This window comes from Micromonospora sagamiensis (assembly GCF_014680085.1).
In the GTDB taxonomy this organism is placed as follows: Bacteria; Actinomycetota; Actinomycetes; order Mycobacteriales; family Micromonosporaceae; genus Micromonospora; species Micromonospora inyonensis.
The window spans coordinates 6,486,327-6,503,490 of sequence record NZ_AP023438.1 but is presented as its reverse complement, the minus strand read 5'-3'; the positions used below and the strand labels follow the sequence as shown (position 1 = coordinate 6,503,490).

Here is a 17,164-nt window from a genome sequence, read left to right as displayed (position 1 = left end):
GGGTAGCCCGGGGCGTGGAACTGGTGGAGGAGTCGCCGTACCGGTTCCGGATCGACCGGCACGGTCCGATGCGGGTGCCCGGGGTGGTCTTCGCCGCGCGGGCGCTCCTGCCCGACCTGGGCGAGGACCGGTCCCTGGACCAGGTGGCGAACGTGGCCACCCTGCCCGGCATCGTCGGTGCCGCCTACGCCATGCCCGACGTGCACTGGGGGTACGGCTTCCCGATCGGCGGCGTGGCCGCCACCGACGTGGCCGCCGGTGGGGTGGTCTCCCCGGGCGGCGTCGGCTTCGACATCTCCTGCGGCGTGCGGCTGCTCGCCGCCGACCTGACCCGCGCCGACCTGCCCCGGCTGCGGGAGGCGCTGCTGGACGGTCTGGACGCGGCGGTTCCCCGGGGCATGGGCCGGGGCGAGGTGTGGCAGCTCACCGACCGCGCCGAACTGGACGCGGTGCTGCGCGGCGGCTCCCGGTATGCCGTGGAGCGGGGCCACGGCGTCGCGGCGGACCTGGACCGCTGCGAGGACCAGGGTGCGGTCGGCGACGCCGACCCGGCCCAGGTCAGCGACCGGGCGGTGCAGCGGGGGCAGGGCCAGGTGGGCAGCCTCGGCTCCGGCAACCACTTCCTCGAGGTGCAGGCGGTCGACGAGGTGTACGACGAGCCGACGGCCACGGCGTTCGGGCTGCGGACCGGCCAGGTCTGCGTGATGGTGCACAGCGGCTCCCGAGGACTGGGCCACCAGGTCTGCACCGACCACGTCCGGGCCATGGAGCGGGTCATGCCCCGTTACGGCATCGAGGTGCCGGACCGGCAACTCGCCTGCGCGCCGGTGGACTCCCCGGCGGGGCGGGCGTACCTGGGGGCGATGGCCGCCGCCGCCAACTACGCGCGCGCCAACCGGCAACTGCTCGCCGAGGCGGCCCGGCGGGTCTTCGCGCGGGTCGCCGGCGCCCGCCTCGACCTGGTCTACGACGTCTCGCACAACCTCGCCAAGCTCGAAACGCATCCGGTCGACGGGTCGCCCCGCCGGCTCTGCGTGCACCGCAAGGGGGCCACCCGGGCGTTCCCGCCGGGGCACCCGGACCTCCCCGCCGACCTGCGCCCGGTGGGTCAGCCGGTGCTGATTCCCGGCTCGATGGGCACCTCGTCGTACGTGCTGACCGGGGTGGCCGGCGCGCCGGCGTTCGCCTCCACCTGCCACGGGGCGGGCCGGGTGCGCAGCCGGCGGCAGGCCACGCGGACGGTCCGGGGCCAGGACCTGCGCCGTGACCTGGCGGCCCGGGGCGTCGCCGTGCGTGGTACCTCCTGGCGGGGCCTGGCCGAGGAGATGCCGGAGGCGTACAAGGACGTCACCGCGGTGGTCGACGCCGCCGAGGGGGCCGGGCTGTGCCGTCGCGTGGCCCGGCTGGTGCCGCTCGGCGTGGTCAAGGGCTGACCCGCCCACCGGCTCACGGTCCCCGGGGAGTGCCCCGGACGGCGTGCACGCTGGCGGTCCCCGGGAGTGCCCCGGACGGCGCGCACCGGGCCGGTCAGACGTCCAGGGTCACCGCGCAGGACCAGCCCGTCGCGTCCCGGTCGAACCGCAGCCCGTGCAGCGACACCGCCTTCGGCACCGCGCCGACCAGCTCCACGGCGTCCGTGCCGACCGTCCGCCACCGCACCCGCAGGCCGCCGTCGCCGGACACCTCGGTCGCCACCGGCAGCGTCCCCTCGGTCTCCAGCCGGAAGACCACCTCGTCGAGGACGCCCACCAGCAGGTCCTCGTCGCGTCCCGCCGGCACGTCGAACCCGCCGGTGCCGGTCGGCGCGGCCCCGCCGGGGTCGGCGAAGCACTCGACCAGCGCGGCGACCGCCTCGGCCACGCACTCCTCCCGGGTCGGCGCCCACGCCTCCACCCGCACGTCGGCGGTGTGCGGCACCCGCCGGTGTCCCCGCGCCGGTCCTGCGTCCATGCCCCGATCATGCCCGGACTCCTCGCCCCGCGCGGCGCACCCGCCGTTCCGGCGCCCACCAACCGCCCGCGCGGCTCCGGCCGGGACACCGGGCCCGACCCGGGCCACGTACGGTGCCCCGGTGAAGGTCACCAAGTTCACCCACGCCTGCGTCCGGATCGAACACGAGGGGCGGGTGCTGGTCATCGACCCGGGCACCTGGAGCGAACCGCGCGCCCTGGCCGGCGCGGACGCCGTCCTGGTCACCCACGAGCACACCGACCACGTCGACGTGCTCCGGCTGGCCGGGCTGGGCGTCCCGGTGCACGTGCCGTCCGAGGCCCGGCTGGGCGACCTCGCCCCGCTGCCGGTGATCCGGGTCCACCCGGGGGAACGCTTCACCGCCGCCGGGTTCACGGTGACCGCCGTCGGTGGCCGGCACGCTCCCATCCACGCCGGGCAGCCCGACTGCGCCAACCTCGGCTACCTCGTCGACGACCGCCTCTACCACCCGGGCGACGCGCTGCACGTCCCGGACGTCCCGGTGGAGACCCTGCTGGTGCCGGCGCAGGCGTCCTGGCTGAAGCTGACCGAGGCGATCGACTTCGCCCGCGCGGTGGACCCGGCGCGGGTCTTCCCGATCCACGACGCCCAGCTCAACGAACGCGGCATGGCCAGCGTCAACGGCTGGTTCGGCGAGATCCTCGGCGGGCGTTACCGCCACCTCGCGCCCGGCGAGACCGCCTGACCGTCCCCGCCACGGTCCATGACGATGTCGTGACGGGGGGTGTCGGTCCGGCGTTGACCCGGCCCGTCCACGCTGGTTACTGTCCGGTAGTGCCGGTCCGTCGACCGGGGGTCACGTCTCGTGGGAACGGAGCGGGCATGGCAGTGGACCACGTCGACGTGCTCATCGTCGGTGCCGGCCTCTCCGGGGTCGGAGCCGCCTGCCATCTGCGCCGCAGCTGTCCGGAGAAGACCGTCGCGATCCTCGAGGGCCGGGACGCCGTCGGCGGCACCTGGGACCTCTTCCGCTATCCCGGCGTCCGCTCCGACTCCGACATGTTCACCCTCGGCTACTCGTTCCGCCCCTGGACCGACCCGAAGGCCATCGCCGACGGCGACTCGATCCGCCGCTACGTCCGCGAGACCGCCCGCGAGTACGGCGTCGACGCGCTGATCCGGTTCCGGCACCGCGTGGTGGCCGCGGAGTGGTCCAGCGCCGACGCCCGCTGGACGGTCCGCGCGCAACGCGCCGACACCGCGGAGACGGTGGTCCTGACCTGCGGCTTCCTCTACGCGTGTGCCGGCTACTACCGGTACGACGAGGGGTGGACCCCGCACTTCCCCGGTGCCGACCGCTTCACCGGCCGGATCGTGCACCCCCAGCACTGGCCCGACGACCTCGACCACACCGGGCGGCGGGTGGTGGTGATCGGCAGCGGCGCGACCGCGGTCACCCTCGTCCCGGCACTGGCCGACCGCGCCGCCCACGTCACCATGCTGCAACGCTCACCCGGCTACGTGGTCTCGCTGCCGTCCCGGGACCGGCTCGCCGACACGCTGCGCCGCCGGCTGCCCGCCCACGTCGCCTATCCGCTGGTGCGGTGGAAGAACGTCCTCGTCACCACGGCGATGTTCCAGTTCAGCCGCCGCGCGCCCCGGTTGGCGCGGTCCCTGCTGCGTCGCGGTGTGCGCCGTCAACTGCCCGCCGGCTACGACGTCGACACGCACTTCTCACCCCGGTACGACCCCTGGGACGAGCGTCTCTGCGTGGTCCCCGACGGCGACCTGTTCGCCGCCGTCCGGTCCGGCCGCGCCGAGGTGGTCACCGACACCGTCGAGACGTTCACCGAGACCGGCATCCGTCTGGCCTCCGGCCGGGACCTGCCGGCGGACGTCATCGTCACCGCCACCGGCCTGAACCTGCTCGCCGTCGGCGGCGTCGAGCTGACCGTCGACGGCGACCGGGTCGACCTGGCCCACACCGTCGCCTACAAGGGCATGATGCTCTCCGGCGTGCCGAACTTCGCGATGACCCTCGGCTACACCAACGCCTCGTGGACGCTCAAGGCCGACCTCGTCGCCGGGTACGTCTGCCGGCTGCTGCACCACCTGGACCGGCACGGCCACCAGGTGTGCACCCCGCTCGCCCCGGACACCGACCGGCTGGACCCGATCATCGACCTGCGCTCCGGCTACGTGCGACGCAGCGTCGACGCCCTGCCCAAGCAGGGCCCCGCCGCGCCGTGGCGGCTGCACCAGAACTATCCCCGGGACGTGTGGACGATGCGGCACGGCCCGGTCGACGACGGGGTGCGGTTCTCCCGGGCCGCCGCGCCGGTCACCACCGGGGGAGGAGCCTCCCATGCGTGACCTGGTCTTCACCGACGGCACCGCCGTGGTCACCGGCGCGGCCGGGGGCATCGGCGAAGCCCTCGCCCACGGCCTGGCCCACCGGGGCAGCCACCTCGTCCTGCTCGACCGGGACGCCGAGCGGCTCACGCAGGTGGCCGCCGCGGTGGGAGCAGCGCACCCCGCCCTCCGGGTCGACACCCACGTGGTCGACCTGGCCGACGCCGGGGCCACCGCGCGGGTCGCCGAGACGGTACGCGCCGCGCATCCGGCGATCCGGCTGCTGGTCAACAACGCCGGAGTCGCCCTGGGCGGCCGGTTCGACGAGGTCACCCTGGAGGAGTTCTCCTGGGTGATCGACATCAACTTCCGGGCGGTGGTGCAGCTGACCCACGCGCTGCTGCCCGCCCTGAAGGCGGAACCCGGTTCGCACCTGGTCAACCTCTCCAGCCTCTTCGGCCTCATCGCCCCACCCGGCCAGGCGGCCTACTCGGCCAGCAAGTTCGCCGTCCGGGGGTTCACCGAGGCGCTGCGGCACGAACTGGCCGGCGACGGCGTCGGCGTCACCTGCGTACACCCCGGCGGCATCCGTACCCGGATCGCCGAGAGCGCCCGGGTCGGCAGCGGCGTCGACCCCGACGAGTACGAGGCCGGCCGCCGCCAGTTCGAGAAACTGCTCACCATCGACCCGGCCCGGGCCGCCGAGGTCATCCTCGACGGCGTACGCCGCCGCCGGGGCCGGGTGCTCATCGGCTGGTCGGCGACCCTGCCCGACCTGTTGGCCCGGCTCCTGCCCGGCTCCTACGGCCGGCTGCTCGCCCTCGGCAACGGGCGTTCCGTCCGGCCCGCGAAGGACCGGGCATGAGCGACAGCTGGCTCACCGTCGCCGGTCGACGGGTCCGCTACCGGGTCGACGGGTCCGGGCCGCCGGTGGTGCTGCTGCACGGCATCGGCCGCAGCCTGGAGGACTGGGCCGAGCAACACGACCTGCTCCGCGCCCGGTTCCGTGTCCACTCCCTCGACCTGCCCGGTTACGGCCGCAGCGCGCCGCTGCCCGTACCGCACACCCTGCCGGCGCTGGCCGACGCGGTGGCGCAGTTCTGCGACGAGGTCGGGATCACCGGCCCGGCGCACCTGGCCGGCAACTCCCTCGGCGGGGCCGTGGCCATGCAGTTGGCCGTCCGCGACCCGGCCCGGGTGGCCAGCCTGGTGCTGGTCAACAGCGCCGGCTTCGGCCGGGAGGTGGCCCTCGCGCTGCGGATCCTGGCGATCCGCCCGCTCGGGTGGATGCTGCTGCGGCCCAGCCACCTCGCCGCCCGCCGGGTCACCCGGTCGCTGTTCCACGACCCGACCCACGTCACCGAGGCCCGGGTCGCGCACGCCCTCGCCCTGGCCCGCGAGCCGCACGCCGCCCGGGTGATGCTGGAGACCCTGCGCAGCCTCGGCGGGGTGCGCGGCGTCCACCCGCAGTGGCGGACCGCCCTGCTCGACGCGGTGGCCGTGCTGCCGGTGCCCGTCCTGGTCACCTGGGGCGACCGCGACCTGATCCTGCCCGTCACCCACCTCGCGGCGGCCCGCGCCCGGCTGCCCCACGCCCGTACCCACCTCTTCCGCGGCTGCGGCCACCTGCCCCAGGTGGAGTGCGCCGAGGAGTTCAGCCGGGTCGTCACCGACTTCTGGGCCACCCCCGACTGACCGGCCGGCGTCCTGCCGTCTCGGCCGAGGCTCGTCTGCCGGGCGCCCTGCCCGATTCGGCCGAGAGTCGTCTGCCGGGCGTCCGGGAGCCGTCCACGGGTGATCCGGGCCGGGGCGGGAATACCGGAGTAGGTTGCCAGGTGGACATGATCCACGAACCGTGGCGCGGCGACGCGGCGGAGAACGAGGGGGAGAGCATGAGCCAGGAAGTGCGGGGAGTGATCTCCCGACGCAAGGGCGCACCGGTCGAGGTCACCACGGTCGTCGTGCCGGATCCGGGGCCCGGGGAGGCCGTCGTCCGCGTCCAGTCCTGCGGGGTGTGCCACACCGACCTGCACTACCGCGAGGGTGGCATCAGCGACGACTACCCGTTCCTGCTCGGTCACGAGGCCGCCGGCATCGTCGAGCAGGTGGGGGAGGGGGTCACCGGGGTCGCCCCCGGCGACTTCGTGGTGCTCAACTGGCGGGCGGTCTGCGGCGACTGCCGCGCCTGCCGGCGGGGCCGCCCCTGGTACTGCTTCAACACCCACAACGCGGCCCGGAAGATGACCCTCACCGACGGCACCGAACTCACCCCGGCGCTGGGCATCGGCGCGTTCGCGGAGAAGACCCTCGTCCACGCGGGACAGTGCACCAAGGTCGACCCGGCGGCCCGACCCGCCGCCGTCGGCCTGCTCGGCTGCGGGGTGATGGCCGGGCTCGGCGCGGCGATGAACACCGGCGGGGTCGGCCGGGGCGACTCGGTCGCGGTGATCGGCTGCGGCGGCGTGGGTGACGCGGCGGTCGCCGGTGCGGTGCTGGCCGGCGCGACCACGATCGTCGCCGTCGACCGGGACCCCCGCAAGCTCGACTGGGCCCGGAAGTTCGGGGCCACGCACACCGTCGACGCCTCCGCGGAGGACCCGGTGGAGGCGATCCGCGCGGCCACCGGCGGCTTCGGCGCCGACGTGGTGATCGACGCGGTGGGTCGCCCGGAAACCTGGAAGCAGGCTTTCTACGCCCGCGACCTCGCCGGCACGGTCGTGCTGGTCGGGGTGCCCACTCCCGAGATGACCGTCGACCTGCCGCTGCTGGACGTCTTCGGCCGGGGTGGAGCGCTCAAGTCGAGCTGGTACGGCGACTGCCTGCCCAGCCGGGACTTCCCGCTGCTGACCGAGCTCTACCTCCAGGGCCGCCTCGACCTCGACGCGTTCGTCACCGAGGAGATCGGCCTGGACCAGGTCGAGGACGCCTTCGGCCGGATGCACGCCGGCGACGTGCTCCGCTCGGTGGTGGTCCTCTGATGCCGGCCCGGATCGATCACGCCGTCACCAGCGGCACCTTCTCCCTCGACGGCCAGACCTTCGACGTGGACAACAACGTCTGGGTGGTCGGCGACGACACCGAGTGTGTCGTCCTGGACGCCCCGCACGACGTCGAGGCGATCCTGCGAACCGTCGCCGGTCGGCGGGTCCGGGCGATCCTGGCCACCCACGCCCACGACGACCACGTCCGGGTGGCCCCGGAGCTGAGTCGGGCCACGGGTGCGCCGGTGCTGCTGCACCCCGCCGACCGCGTGCTCTGGGACATGGTCCACCCGGAGGTGCCGCCCGGCGGTGAGCTGCGTGACGGCGACACGATCGAGGTCGCCGGCACCGCCCTGCGGGTGCTGCACACCCCGGGCCACAGCCCGGGCGCGTGCAGCTTCCACGCCCCCGGTCTCGGTGCGGTCTTCACCGGCGACACCCTGTTCGCCGGAGGTCCCGGCGCGACGGGGCGGTCGTTCAGCGATTTCGGCACGATCGTCGACTCCATCCGGGAGCGGTTGCTGACCCTCCCGCCGGAGACGGTCGTGCACACCGGTCACGGCGACAGCACCAGCATCGGCGCCGAGGCACCGCACCTGCCCGACTGGCTGGCCCGCGGCCACTGATCCCCTCTTCCCGCTCCGCCGAGGTGGTAGCAGGGGCCCCTTGTTACCGCTTTTTGTCCTGCAAGGGGCCCCTGCTACCACCTCACCCCCCCCACGCCGCCCGACAGGCACACCGGCGGAAACCGAGGCGCGGGTGGGCCGCCTGGCCGAGGAGGGCGTCTACCGCAGCCAGTTCGAGACCGGCATCTCCAACGGCGGGTTGACCGCGTACCCGGGCGGCGACCGGGACCGCTGGGAGGCGGCGCTCTTCGGCGGCGCGTACCAGACGCTCGGCGTGCGGCTCGCCGAGCGCCCGACGTACGGCGGTCTCGACCTGCTCGGGCATCCGGAGGGAGCCTGCTCCCGGTTCGGCTCCTGCCACCTCAGGCTGCGGCTGGACGCCGGGGGAGCCGGCCCGGTCCCTCGACGACTACGTCGAGGCGCAGATCCACGGCGGCGTCGACCTGGGCCGCGACGTCGAGGCGCTGGTGGCCGACCCGTCCTTCCGGGGCACCGCGTGTGGGGCGGCTCTGGTGGGGCTCGCCCGCCGCTACGGGTTCCCCCTGCACTGGCACCGAGGGTTCGTGCTGCCCGTCGACCGGATCGACCCGGAGTTCCGGGGGCCGGCGATCCCACCGCTGGCCGCCCGGGTGCTCGCCGGGTTCGGCCGGCCGGGGGCGCGCGTCGACGCGGCGCTGATCGGCCGGGCCGCCGCCTCGGTGGTCACCGAACCCGGACGGTGGGCCGACCGGGGACCGGCGGCGGTCACTCTCCAGCACCTCAAGCAGCTCTGGCACGTCCTCGTGCGGTTCGGGGAGGCGTACTGACCGGTGTGGCCGTCGCCGGCCCCGGTGTCCGGATTCTCGGGGTGACCCGGCCCGCACCCTGAGCGGCAGGCGACATATCCGGAATGCCTGACCCGGCAGCCTGGTTGTGTCCCCCGTACCCCCGGATCCAAACCCCCGTCGGGTACGGCAGGACCCCCGTCCGGCACGTCCACCGATCGAAAGGGCAACCATCGTGAAGTCACACTTCACCCGATGGCTCCCCGCCATCGCGAAGACCACGCACCGCAGGACCGTCCTCAGCGTCGCCGGTGTCGTCGCACTGGGCGGCCTGGCCCTCGCCCCGGCCGCGTACGCCGACCCGCTCACCGGCGAGCCCCACCCGGACGCGGTGGCCGCCATCGACCTGGCCACCGGCAAGGACCGTGTCCCGCAGAACGCGGACGGCCCGAGGAGCACCGGCGGCACCGTCACCCCGACGGAGGCCGTCCGGTCCGACACCGCCGAGCCGACCGAGCCGGCGGAGTCGCCCGAGTCGACCGAGTCGGCGGAGTCGACCACGTCGGCCGGGAAGCCGCACATCGACCGCCTCATCCCGTACGGCGTGCAGGGCGCGCAGTCGCGCATCCCGCTCGACGACGCGCAGCTCGCCAACGCCAGGGCCATCGTCGAGACGGCCCGGGAGACCGGCGTGGGTGAGCGGGGCGCCGTGATCGGCGTGGCCACCGCGCTACAGGAGTCGAAGCTCTACAACCTCGGCCACCTCGGCGCGATCAACGACCACGACTCGCAGGGCCTGTTCCAGCAGCGTCCGTCGAGCGGTTGGGGCACACCCGAGCAGATCACCGACCCCGAGTACGCCTCGACCGCGTTCTTCGAGGCGCTCAAGGGCGTCGGCGGCTGGCGGCAGGCCCCGCTGACCGTGTCCGCGCAGACCGTGCAGGTCTCGGCCTACCCGTTCGCGTACGCGCAGTGGGAGGAGCAGGCGGCGGACATCGTCCAGCAGGTCTGGTGATCTGACCTGACACCCCCGCTCCGGCCGGGCCCCGTCACCCGGGGCCCGGCCGGACGTGTCCTCAGAGCAACGGGCCGTACTCCTGACGCAGCCGCGCCGAACCGGGCGCCACCGACCATCCCGCGACCCAGGCGCTGCCGCTGGTCGGACTGGTCCGCTCGGTCACGTGGTACCAGTCCATCCGGCAGTGCTGCGGGGTCACCTCCAGCACGCCGTAGCCGTGGCCGTCCAGCTCCGTCCAGCGCACGTGCGGATTGGTCGAGCGGATCAGCGACGCCCCGAGCGCGCTGAGCGAGTTGTTCGCCGGCAGGCCCAGGAAGTCGTTGATGTTGTCGCTGGTGACCGATGGGACGACGAACTCCGCGGCGGCCGGGCCGGTCAGCGCGGTCGACCGGGTGGTCACCTCGTTCGCCCACGAGAAGTGGATGTCCCCGGTCAGGAACACGACGTCCCGCGTGCCGGTGGCCCGCAGGTGGTCGACCAGCTCGTTGCGGTCGGCGTTGTAGCCGTCCCACTGGTCCGGGTTGAGCGCCGCGCCGTTCTCCGGGATGCCGAGCAGCTCCCGCAGCGGGCCGAGCAGCCAGGCCGGCAGCGCGCCCAGGTTGAGCCGGGCCATCATCACCGGGTTGCCGACCAGTTTCCAGCGGGCCGTCGAACCGGCCAAACCCGCCTTCAACCAGGCCATCTGCGGGTCCCCGGTGATCGTGCGCGCCGGGTCGTCCACCGCCGTGCCGGAGGTCTGCCGCGACCGGTACGACCGCAGGTCCAGCATGGACAACTCGGCGAGCTGCCCGAACCGCAACCGGCGGTGGATGGCCCCGTCCGCGCCGGCCCGCACCGGCATCCACTCGAAGTACGCCTGCCGGGCGGCGGCCAGCCGCGTCGCGTAGTCCCCCTCCGTGTCCGGGGAGTGGTTCTCCGCCCCGCCGGACCACTGGTCGTTGGCGACCTCGTGGTCGTCCCAGGTGATCACCCAGGGCACCGCGGCGTGCAGCGCCTGGAGGTCCGGGTCGGTCTTGTAGAGGGCGTGCCGGATCCGGTAGTCGGCGAGGGTCAACGTCTCGTGCGGCGGCTGCACCGGGCGGACCACCGTACCGCCCGCGTCGAACTGGCCGGTGCCGTACTCGTACAGGTAGTCGCCGAGGTGGACGACGAGGTGCAGGTCGTCCCGGGCGGCCAGGTGCCGGTACGCCGAGAACCAGCCGGCCTCCCAGTTGGCGCAGGAGACGACACCGAGGCGCAGCCGGTCCACCGCCGCGTCCACCGGGGGCGCGGTCATCGTCCGGCCGACCGGGGACCAGGTGCCGGCGTAGCCGAAGCGGTACCAGTAGGTCGAAGCCGGGCTCAGGCCGGTGACCTCCACCTTGACCGTGTGGTCCCTCCCCGGCCCGGTGGACGTCACTCCCTGGGCCGTCACCGCGTGGAAGTCCGGGTCGGTGGCGACCTGCCAGGACACCGCGACGTCGGGTCCCCGCCCGGAGCCCGGTAGCGCCTCGTCGGTGGGGGTCAGCCGGGTCCAGAGCAGGATGCCGTCGGGGAACGGATCACCGGAGGCGACCCCGTGCCGGAAGGCGCCGCCGGCCGCGTGGGCGGGAACGGTCGCGGCCAGCACCGCCCCGGCGAGGACGGCGGTACCGGTGGAGGCGCCGGCGACGCGCAGCAGCGTACGACGGTCGAGGGTGTTCGTCATGGTCTATGTCCTACTGGTCACCCCCTCGACTCCGCTGCCCCTGGAGTCAACGTTCGTCTATTTTTGGGCGGGGGTTCCCCTTTGCGTCGTCTGGCAGGACGGCGCGGCGAGGGCGGCCACACGTGATCCCGGTGTCAGCGACGGGTGTCGAACAGGGCGGCGAGGAGGGCCAGGGCGATCACGCCGATGGCGAGCAGCAGCGAGTCCTGGAACGCCACCGACCACTGACCGCCACTGTCCGACAGCGACGAGAAGAACGCGGCACCCACCGCGGCGATGCCGGCCGCCGAGCCGAGCCGCTGCCCCGTCTGGAGCATGCCGGCGGCGCTGCCCGCCTCCCGCACCGGGACCTCGGAGAGGGTGAGGGTCTGGTTCGGCGTGATCACCAGACCACTGCCCAGGCCGGCGACGAGCAACGGCAGAGCGGTCACCAGGGGTGCCGGGGCATCCGGCGCGAACCGGAGGACGGCCACCACCCCGCCCAACCCGACGACGACGGTGAACAGTCCGACGGTGACCAGCGGACGTCCGTACCGGTTCACCACCCGGCCGCCGAACGCGGACGCGGCGGCCGACCCGAGCGCGAACGGTGTGATCGCCAGACCGGCCAGCAGCGCGGAGTAGCCCAGCCCGTTCTGGAGGAAGAGCGTGAAGACGAAGAACAACGCGGTGAAGCCGCCGAAGTAGACCAGCGCGATCACCGACCCCAGGGTGTACGACCGCCGCCGGAACAGGTTCAGGTCGAACAGCGGCTCCCCGTGGCGGGCGTACCGGCGCTCCCAGAAGCCGAACGCGGCCAGCGTGGCCAGCCCGGCCGCCACGAGCAGCCACCGACCCGCACCGTGCCATCGCTCCCGCTGCACCAGCGGCAGCAGCACCAGGACGACCCCGGCGCCGAGCAGCAGGACGCCCACCGGATCCAGCCGCCGACGCCCGGCCGGGCCGCGTCGGGCCGGCGCGGGCAGCAGCCGCCAGCCCAGCACCACCGCGACGACGCCGACCGGCACGTTGACGAAGAAGACCCAACGCCAGCCGTGGTCCGCGCCGCCGACGGCGATGAGCAGCCCGCCCAGCAGCGGGCCGATCGCGGTGGAGATCCCGATCGTCGCGCCGAGCAGCCCGAACGGCCGGCCCCGTTCGGGACCGTGGAACAACTCCTGGATCAGCCCGGTGACCTGCGGATTGACCAGCCCGGCGGCGGCGCCCTGGAACAGTCGGGCGGCGATCAGCCAGCCGGGCGAGGTGGCGAACCCGGCCACGGCGCTGGTCACCGTGAACAGGGCGATGCCGACGACGAAGGCGGTCCGCCGGCCCCGGGCGTCCCCGAGCCGTCCCGCCGGCACCAGGACCAGACCGAAGGTCAGCGCGTACCCGGACAGGACCCACTGGAGGTCGCTGGAGCTCGCGCCGAGCGTCCGGTCGATCGACGGGACGGCGACGTTGACGATGCTGACGTCGAGCAGGGTCATGAACACCGCGACCAGCCCGACCGCCAGGGCGTGCCACCGCCGCCGGTTCTCGCCCTGCGCCCGTGCCCCGGACCGGCTCACGCCGGACCCCGCCGACAGTGGACCGCGCACCCTCGGCCGCTACCCGGCACCGCACCGGGCGGACGGACGACCGGTCACGCCATCTGCCGCGCGCACCAGCGCGGACCGAAGTCGAGACCGGCCATCGGCGAGTCCTCCCGGTGCACCAGGTTCTTCTCCGACAGCATCCGCAGCGGCGCGACGATCTCCTCCTCGGTCAGCCCGGACTCCTCGGCGATGACCGCCGGGTACGGCACCTGCCCCCGCGCCTCCAGCGCGTAGACCGCCTGGTAGACCCGTTCCTCCAGATCCGAGAGCGGGACCTGCTGCATGACGTCCTCCTTCGACCGCACGCCCGACGGGCCGTGCACGCACCCGGGGTTACCCCCCACCGGGTCGTTGAAGCCCACCCGTCCGGGCGGTTCCTCCGCGTCCGGTGGGGTGGCGGTGCCCTAGGCTGCCTGACGTGACCGTCTGGGACTGTGCTGTCATCGGGGCCGGCCCGGCCGGGCTCTCCGCCGCCTACGCCGCCGCCCGGGCCGGCGTCCGCACCGTCGTCGTCGAACGGGCCACCCACCCCCGTTACAAGACCTGCGGCGGAGGACTGATCGGCACCTCCCTCGCCGCCGTCGCCGGGCGGATCGAGGTGCCCGCCGACGACCGCGTCGACCGGGTCACCTTCACCCGGGACGGCCGTCGGGAGTTCACCCGCCGGCACTCCGGGCCACTGGTGACGATGGTCCGCCGGGAGGAGTTCGACCTGCGGCTGCGCCAGGCCGCCGTCGAGGCGGGGGCCGAGCTGCGGGAACGCGCCCCGGTCCGCGCCCTCGAACAGGACCCCGACCGGGTACGGGTCCGCCTGGCCGACGGGGAGACCGTCACCGCCCGGGTCGTCATCGGTGCCGACGGCTCCTCCGGGGTCACCGCCCGCCACGTCGGCGTCCGCCACCAGCAGGTCGACCTGGGGCTGGAACTGGAACTGCCGGTGCCGGCCGAGGAGCAGACGCGCTGGCGCGGGCGGGTCCTCCTGGACTGGGGAGCGATCCCCGGCTCGTACGCCTGGGTCTTCCCGAAGGGGGACCGCCTCACCGTCGGCGTGATCGCCTCCCGCGGCGAGGGCGAGCGGACCCGCGCCTACCTGCGGGCCTTCGTCGACCGGCTGGGCCTGACCGGGCTGGAACCGGCCCACGACTCGGGGCACCTGACCCGCTGCCGCGCCGACGACTCCCCACTGCGGCGGGGCCGGGTGCTGGTCGCCGGGGACGCCGCCGGCCTGCTGGAACCGTGGAGCCGGGAGGGGATCAGCTATGCGCTGCGCTCCGGCGCGCAGGCCGGCGCCGCGGTCGCCGCCGGTGACCTCGACGGGTACGCCCGTGCGGTGCACGCCGACCTGGTGCCGTCGATGCGTGCCGGCCACCGGCTGCTGGACGTCTTCGCCCGCCGGCCCGACGTGTTCCACGCCCTGCTGGCCACCCCACCGGGATGGCGGATGTTCGTCCGGTTCTGCCAGGGCCGGACCAGCTTCGACGAGACGCTGACCCGCGCGCCGGTCCGGGCCGCGCTGGCCCTCCTGGACCGGCTCCCGCCGGCCCGGTCACCGGCCCGCGCCGGTTGACCGCCCACTGGCAGACCCGTGGCCCGCTGCCCGTGGCTTGTCCCGGTCCCGGCGACGACGCGATGATGAACTCCCCGCGCCGAGGAGGACATCATGGCCGACGACCACTCCGCCGAGTCGTTCAGCGACGCCGACTTCGCGTTCCTGCGGTACGCCCGCTTCGGTGAGCTGCCGTCGCCGGTGCGGCCGGACGATCGCGTCGAGCTGACCGAGACCGGGCAGCTCCGCGACGGACCGACGGTCAACCCCGACGAGTGGCAGCTCCGCCTCGGTCCCGGCATCGCCTGACGCGCCCGGCCAACCGGTCCCGATCGGGCGTGTCGACCGGGACAGGGATCTCGTTTCCGCGTTCCCCCGTCGGGTAGGGCAGGAAGGACCCGCCGGTGACGTGCGCGAGGAGACCCAGCGTGAGCGAAGACCAGTACACCCCGCAGGACCCCACCCGCCAGTACGGCCAGGGCCAGCCGGAGCAGCAGCAGACCCCGCCGGGCACCACGCGCGAGATGCGCCCGAAGCCCGACCACGGCGAGGAGTCGTACCGGGGCAGCGGCCGACTCGAGGGCAAGCGGGCCCTGATCACCGGCGGTGACTCCGGTATCGGCCGCGCGGTCGCCATCGCCTTCGCCCGCGAGGGCGCCGACGTGCTCATCTCCTACCTCGGCGAGGAGGAGGACGCCGACGCCCGCGACACGGTCCGCCTGATCGAGGAGGCCGGGCGGCGGGGCATCGCTGTGCGGGGCGACATCACCGACGAGAGCCACTGCCAGTCGCTGGTCGACCGGGCCGTGCGCGACCTCGGCGGGCTGGACATCCTGGTGAACAACGCCGCCTACCAGATGGCGCAGGACAAGGGCATCGCCGGAATCAGCAGCGAGCAGTTCGACCGGGTGCTCAAGACGAACCTGTACGCGATGTTCTGGCTCTGCAAGGCCGCCGTCCCACACCTGCCGGAGGGCGGGACGATCATCAACACCTCCTCGATCCAGACGTACCAGCCGTCGCCGCAGCTGCTGGACTACGCGACGACCAAGGCGGGCATCGCCAACTTCACCAAGGCGCTCGCCGAGGACCTCGCCGAGCAGGGGATCCGGGTGAACGCGGTGGCCCCCGGTCCGATCTGGACGCCGCTGATCCCGGCCACCATGCCGGAGAAGAAGGTCGAGTCCTTCGGTGAGGACACCCCCATCGGTCGCGCCGGCCAGCCCGCCGAACTCGCCCCCTCCTACGTGTTCTTCGCCTCCCAGGAATCGAGCTACATCACCGGCGAGGTGCTCGGCGTCACCGGCGGCAAGCCGATCAGCTGACGACCGACGTCCCGGTGTCCGCCGGATGGTCGTGCGTGTTTCTCACCGCGGCCACCCGGCGAGGCGTTCCCGGACCCGGCGTACCTGCTCGGCGTCCAGGCCGTACCGGGCGAACCGCCGCTCGGGCAGCCGGTCCAGATAGCGGCCGGCGGCGGCCACGTCCTCCGGGTCCAACGCCGGGTCGAGCTGCCGGGCCAACGCCAGCAGTTCCGCCACCGGGTAGTGGTCCAGCGCGGCGGCGACGTCGATGTAGTCGCGTACCTCCCGGCGGTTGACCAGCGCGGCCGTCTTGCTCGCCACCAGGTCACGGACGTCCATCACCGGACCCAGGTCCATCACCACCGGGCTGCGGTACCGGTCGAGCCGGGCCAGGGTCAGCCGGAGCTGACGCCCGTCCCGGGTCACCACGAAGTCCTTCATGTCCTGGTCGAAGCCGGCGAACAGGTCGGCCAGCTCGCTGTCCGGGTCGGCGTCGGCCACCGCGAAACCAGCCCTCTCCAGCGCGGTGCGGACCTCCACCGCCGCCGCGGCCGCCGCGCCCTCGACGTCGGCGAACAGGTCGACGTCCTCGGTCGGCCGGGTGACCAGGCCGTGCGCCGCCCAGGCGACCCCGCCGCCGAGGACGAACCGGTGCGGGCCGGCCGCCGAGAGGGCCACCCTCGCCACCTCGCGGTAGAACTCGTTGAGGTGGGTGGTGCTCACGCGGTACGCAGACAGCGGTGGCGGCTCTCCCACGCCTGCCGGACGCCCCGGGGAAGGTTCAGCCGACGCCAGACCCGCCGCAGCGTCCGGCCGTCGATGAGTTGCCGCAGGTCCTCACAACGGGTGGTCTCCCGCAGGACGTTCTCGTACATCCAGAGCAGGTCGTCCGGGTCGCCGAGGTCGAAGGTGCGCTCGGTGTTCCACATCAGCCGTACCGGCAGCTCGACCACACCGTGGCGCGGGCCGGTCAGCTCGGCGAGGGTGCGCGCGACCACGGCCGGGCGTCCCGGACGGGCCAGGAACGCCACGTCGGCCGAGGTGGGGGAGAGGCCCTGCATGGACTCAGGGTAACCCCCGCGCCGGGCGCCGCGCGGAAAACCGACGGCGGATCGCCCCTGCCCGGAGTGTCCGTCCGCCACCGCCGGTGGTGTCGGTGGGCGATCCCGACGCCGCCGACACGCCGCAGAACGCGATTCAGACCTGGTGGTACGTGCCTATCGGTGGACGTGTGTCCGGGGTTGCCGCCGCCAGCGGGCTTGCGGTCGGGCCCCGGCCCCCGGAATGCCGGCGGGTGGCGGGTCGTTGTACATGGTTCACCGGCGTGGACGGGCGTGCAGCCTTCCGCCGGTGGAGAGTCTTCCCCCTGCTGTTCTT

Annotated in this window: 18 protein-coding genes and 1 pseudogene; 13 read left to right on the top strand and 6 right to left on the bottom strand. The window is 74.0% G+C overall.

All coding sequences use genetic code 11. The annotated features are described in order from the left end of the window. Nucleotides 1–14 precede the first annotated feature (14 nt). Nucleotides 15–1,433, top strand: a complete 1,419-nt coding sequence (locus tag IGA62_RS27930; protein ID WP_145817854.1) for an RtcB family protein — start codon at nt 15–17, stop codon at nt 1,431–1,433. A 94-nt stretch (nt 1,434–1,527) separates the two neighbouring features. Here the strand turns inward: IGA62_RS27930 and IGA62_RS27925 are convergent, their stop codons facing one another. Further along, entirely contained in the window at nt 1,528–1,950 is a 423-nt protein-coding gene (locus IGA62_RS27925; protein WP_145817856.1) for an archease, read from the bottom strand. 121 nt (nt 1,951–2,071) lie between these two features. On the opposite strand from IGA62_RS27925, the gene IGA62_RS27920 reads away from it, so the two are divergent. The 9 genes and pseudogenes from IGA62_RS27920 to IGA62_RS27885 all read left to right on the top strand — a co-directional run bounded on the left by IGA62_RS27920 (nt 2,072) and on the right by IGA62_RS27885 (nt 9,670). Then, complete coding sequence (locus IGA62_RS27920) at nt 2,072–2,677, top strand: MBL fold metallo-hydrolase (protein WP_145817858.1); 606 nt, start codon at nt 2,072–2,074, stop codon at nt 2,675–2,677. Between the two features lie 137 nt (nt 2,678–2,814). Then, a complete protein-coding gene (locus IGA62_RS27915) occupies nt 2,815–4,305 on the top strand; it encodes a flavin-containing monooxygenase (RefSeq protein WP_145817860.1) in 1,491 nt (496 codons plus the stop codon). Continuing rightward, nucleotides 4,298–5,149, top strand: coding sequence for an SDR family NAD(P)-dependent oxidoreductase (locus tag IGA62_RS27910; RefSeq protein ID WP_145817862.1), 852 nt, complete (start codon nt 4,298–4,300; stop codon nt 5,147–5,149). Before IGA62_RS27915 ends, IGA62_RS27910 begins: the two co-directional genes overlap by 8 nt. Further along, nucleotides 5,146–5,979, top strand: a complete 834-nt coding sequence (locus tag IGA62_RS27905; protein ID WP_145817864.1) for an alpha/beta fold hydrolase — start codon at nt 5,146–5,148, stop codon at nt 5,977–5,979. Before IGA62_RS27910 ends, IGA62_RS27905 begins: the two co-directional genes overlap by 4 nt. A 197-nt stretch (nt 5,980–6,176) precedes the next feature. After that, nucleotides 6,177–7,262, top strand: a complete 1,086-nt coding sequence (locus tag IGA62_RS27900) for an S-(hydroxymethyl)mycothiol dehydrogenase (RefSeq protein WP_145821962.1) — start codon at nt 6,177–6,179, stop codon at nt 7,260–7,262. Then, a complete protein-coding gene (locus IGA62_RS27895; RefSeq protein ID WP_091461549.1) occupies nt 7,262–7,891 on the top strand; it encodes an MBL fold metallo-hydrolase in 630 nt (209 codons plus the stop codon). The genes IGA62_RS27900 and IGA62_RS27895 overlap by 1 nt, the downstream gene beginning before the upstream one ends. 133 nt (nt 7,892–8,024) lie before the next feature. Then, nucleotides 8,025–8,204: pseudogene (locus IGA62_RS30395) on the top strand (DUF3626 domain-containing protein); the annotation flags it as partial. Between the two features lie 10 nt (nt 8,205–8,214). Beyond that, complete coding sequence (locus tag IGA62_RS30390) at nt 8,215–8,697, top strand: DUF3626 domain-containing protein (protein ID WP_332838478.1); 483 nt, start codon at nt 8,215–8,217, stop codon at nt 8,695–8,697. Nucleotides 8,698–8,890: 193 nt separating this feature from the next. Then, nucleotides 8,891–9,670 carry a hypothetical protein gene (locus tag IGA62_RS27885; protein ID WP_145817866.1) on the top strand — a complete coding sequence of 260 codons (780 nt, stop codon included), beginning with the start codon at nt 8,891–8,893 and terminating at the stop codon, nt 9,668–9,670. 61 nt (nt 9,671–9,731) lie between these two features. On the opposite strand, the gene IGA62_RS27880 is transcribed toward IGA62_RS27885, so the two are convergent. From IGA62_RS27880 to IGA62_RS27870, 3 genes are all read right to left on the bottom strand, one after another. After that, complete coding sequence (locus IGA62_RS27880) at nt 9,732–11,360, bottom strand: alkaline phosphatase D family protein (protein WP_145817868.1); 1,629 nt, start codon at nt 11,358–11,360, stop codon at nt 9,732–9,734. A 134-nt stretch (nt 11,361–11,494) separates the two neighbouring features. Next, entirely contained in the window at nt 11,495–12,910 is a 1,416-nt protein-coding gene (locus IGA62_RS27875; protein WP_232624799.1) for an MFS transporter, read from the bottom strand. Between the two features lie 74 nt (nt 12,911–12,984). Further along, nucleotides 12,985–13,221, bottom strand: coding sequence for a hypothetical protein (locus IGA62_RS27870; protein WP_091463698.1), 237 nt, complete (start codon nt 13,219–13,221; stop codon nt 12,985–12,987). A gap of 134 nt (nt 13,222–13,355) precedes the next feature. Between IGA62_RS27870 and IGA62_RS27865 the strand changes: the two genes are divergently transcribed. From IGA62_RS27865 to IGA62_RS27855, 3 genes are all read left to right on the top strand, one after another. Then, complete coding sequence (locus tag IGA62_RS27865) at nt 13,356–14,504, top strand: geranylgeranyl reductase family protein (RefSeq protein WP_145817869.1); 1,149 nt, start codon at nt 13,356–13,358, stop codon at nt 14,502–14,504. Between the two features lie 93 nt (nt 14,505–14,597). Continuing rightward, nucleotides 14,598–14,792 carry a hypothetical protein gene (locus IGA62_RS27860; protein WP_145817871.1) on the top strand — a complete coding sequence of 65 codons (195 nt, stop codon included), beginning with the start codon at nt 14,598–14,600 and terminating at the stop codon, nt 14,790–14,792. 119 nt (nt 14,793–14,911) lie between these two features. After that, a complete protein-coding gene (locus IGA62_RS27855; protein ID WP_145817873.1) occupies nt 14,912–15,808 on the top strand; it encodes an SDR family oxidoreductase in 897 nt (298 codons plus the stop codon). Between the two features lie 42 nt (nt 15,809–15,850). On the opposite strand, the gene IGA62_RS27850 is transcribed toward IGA62_RS27855, so the two are convergent. After that, the gene (locus IGA62_RS27850; protein WP_232624798.1) at nt 15,851–16,510 is read right to left on the bottom strand and encodes a nucleotidyl transferase AbiEii/AbiGii toxin family protein; all 660 of its coding nucleotides are present in this window, start codon (nt 16,508–16,510) and stop codon (nt 15,851–15,853) included. Next, complete coding sequence (locus IGA62_RS27845; RefSeq protein ID WP_145817877.1) at nt 16,507–16,848, bottom strand: hypothetical protein; 342 nt, start codon at nt 16,846–16,848, stop codon at nt 16,507–16,509. Before IGA62_RS27845 ends, IGA62_RS27850 begins: the two co-directional genes overlap by 4 nt. Nucleotides 16,849–17,164 lie beyond the last annotated feature (316 nt).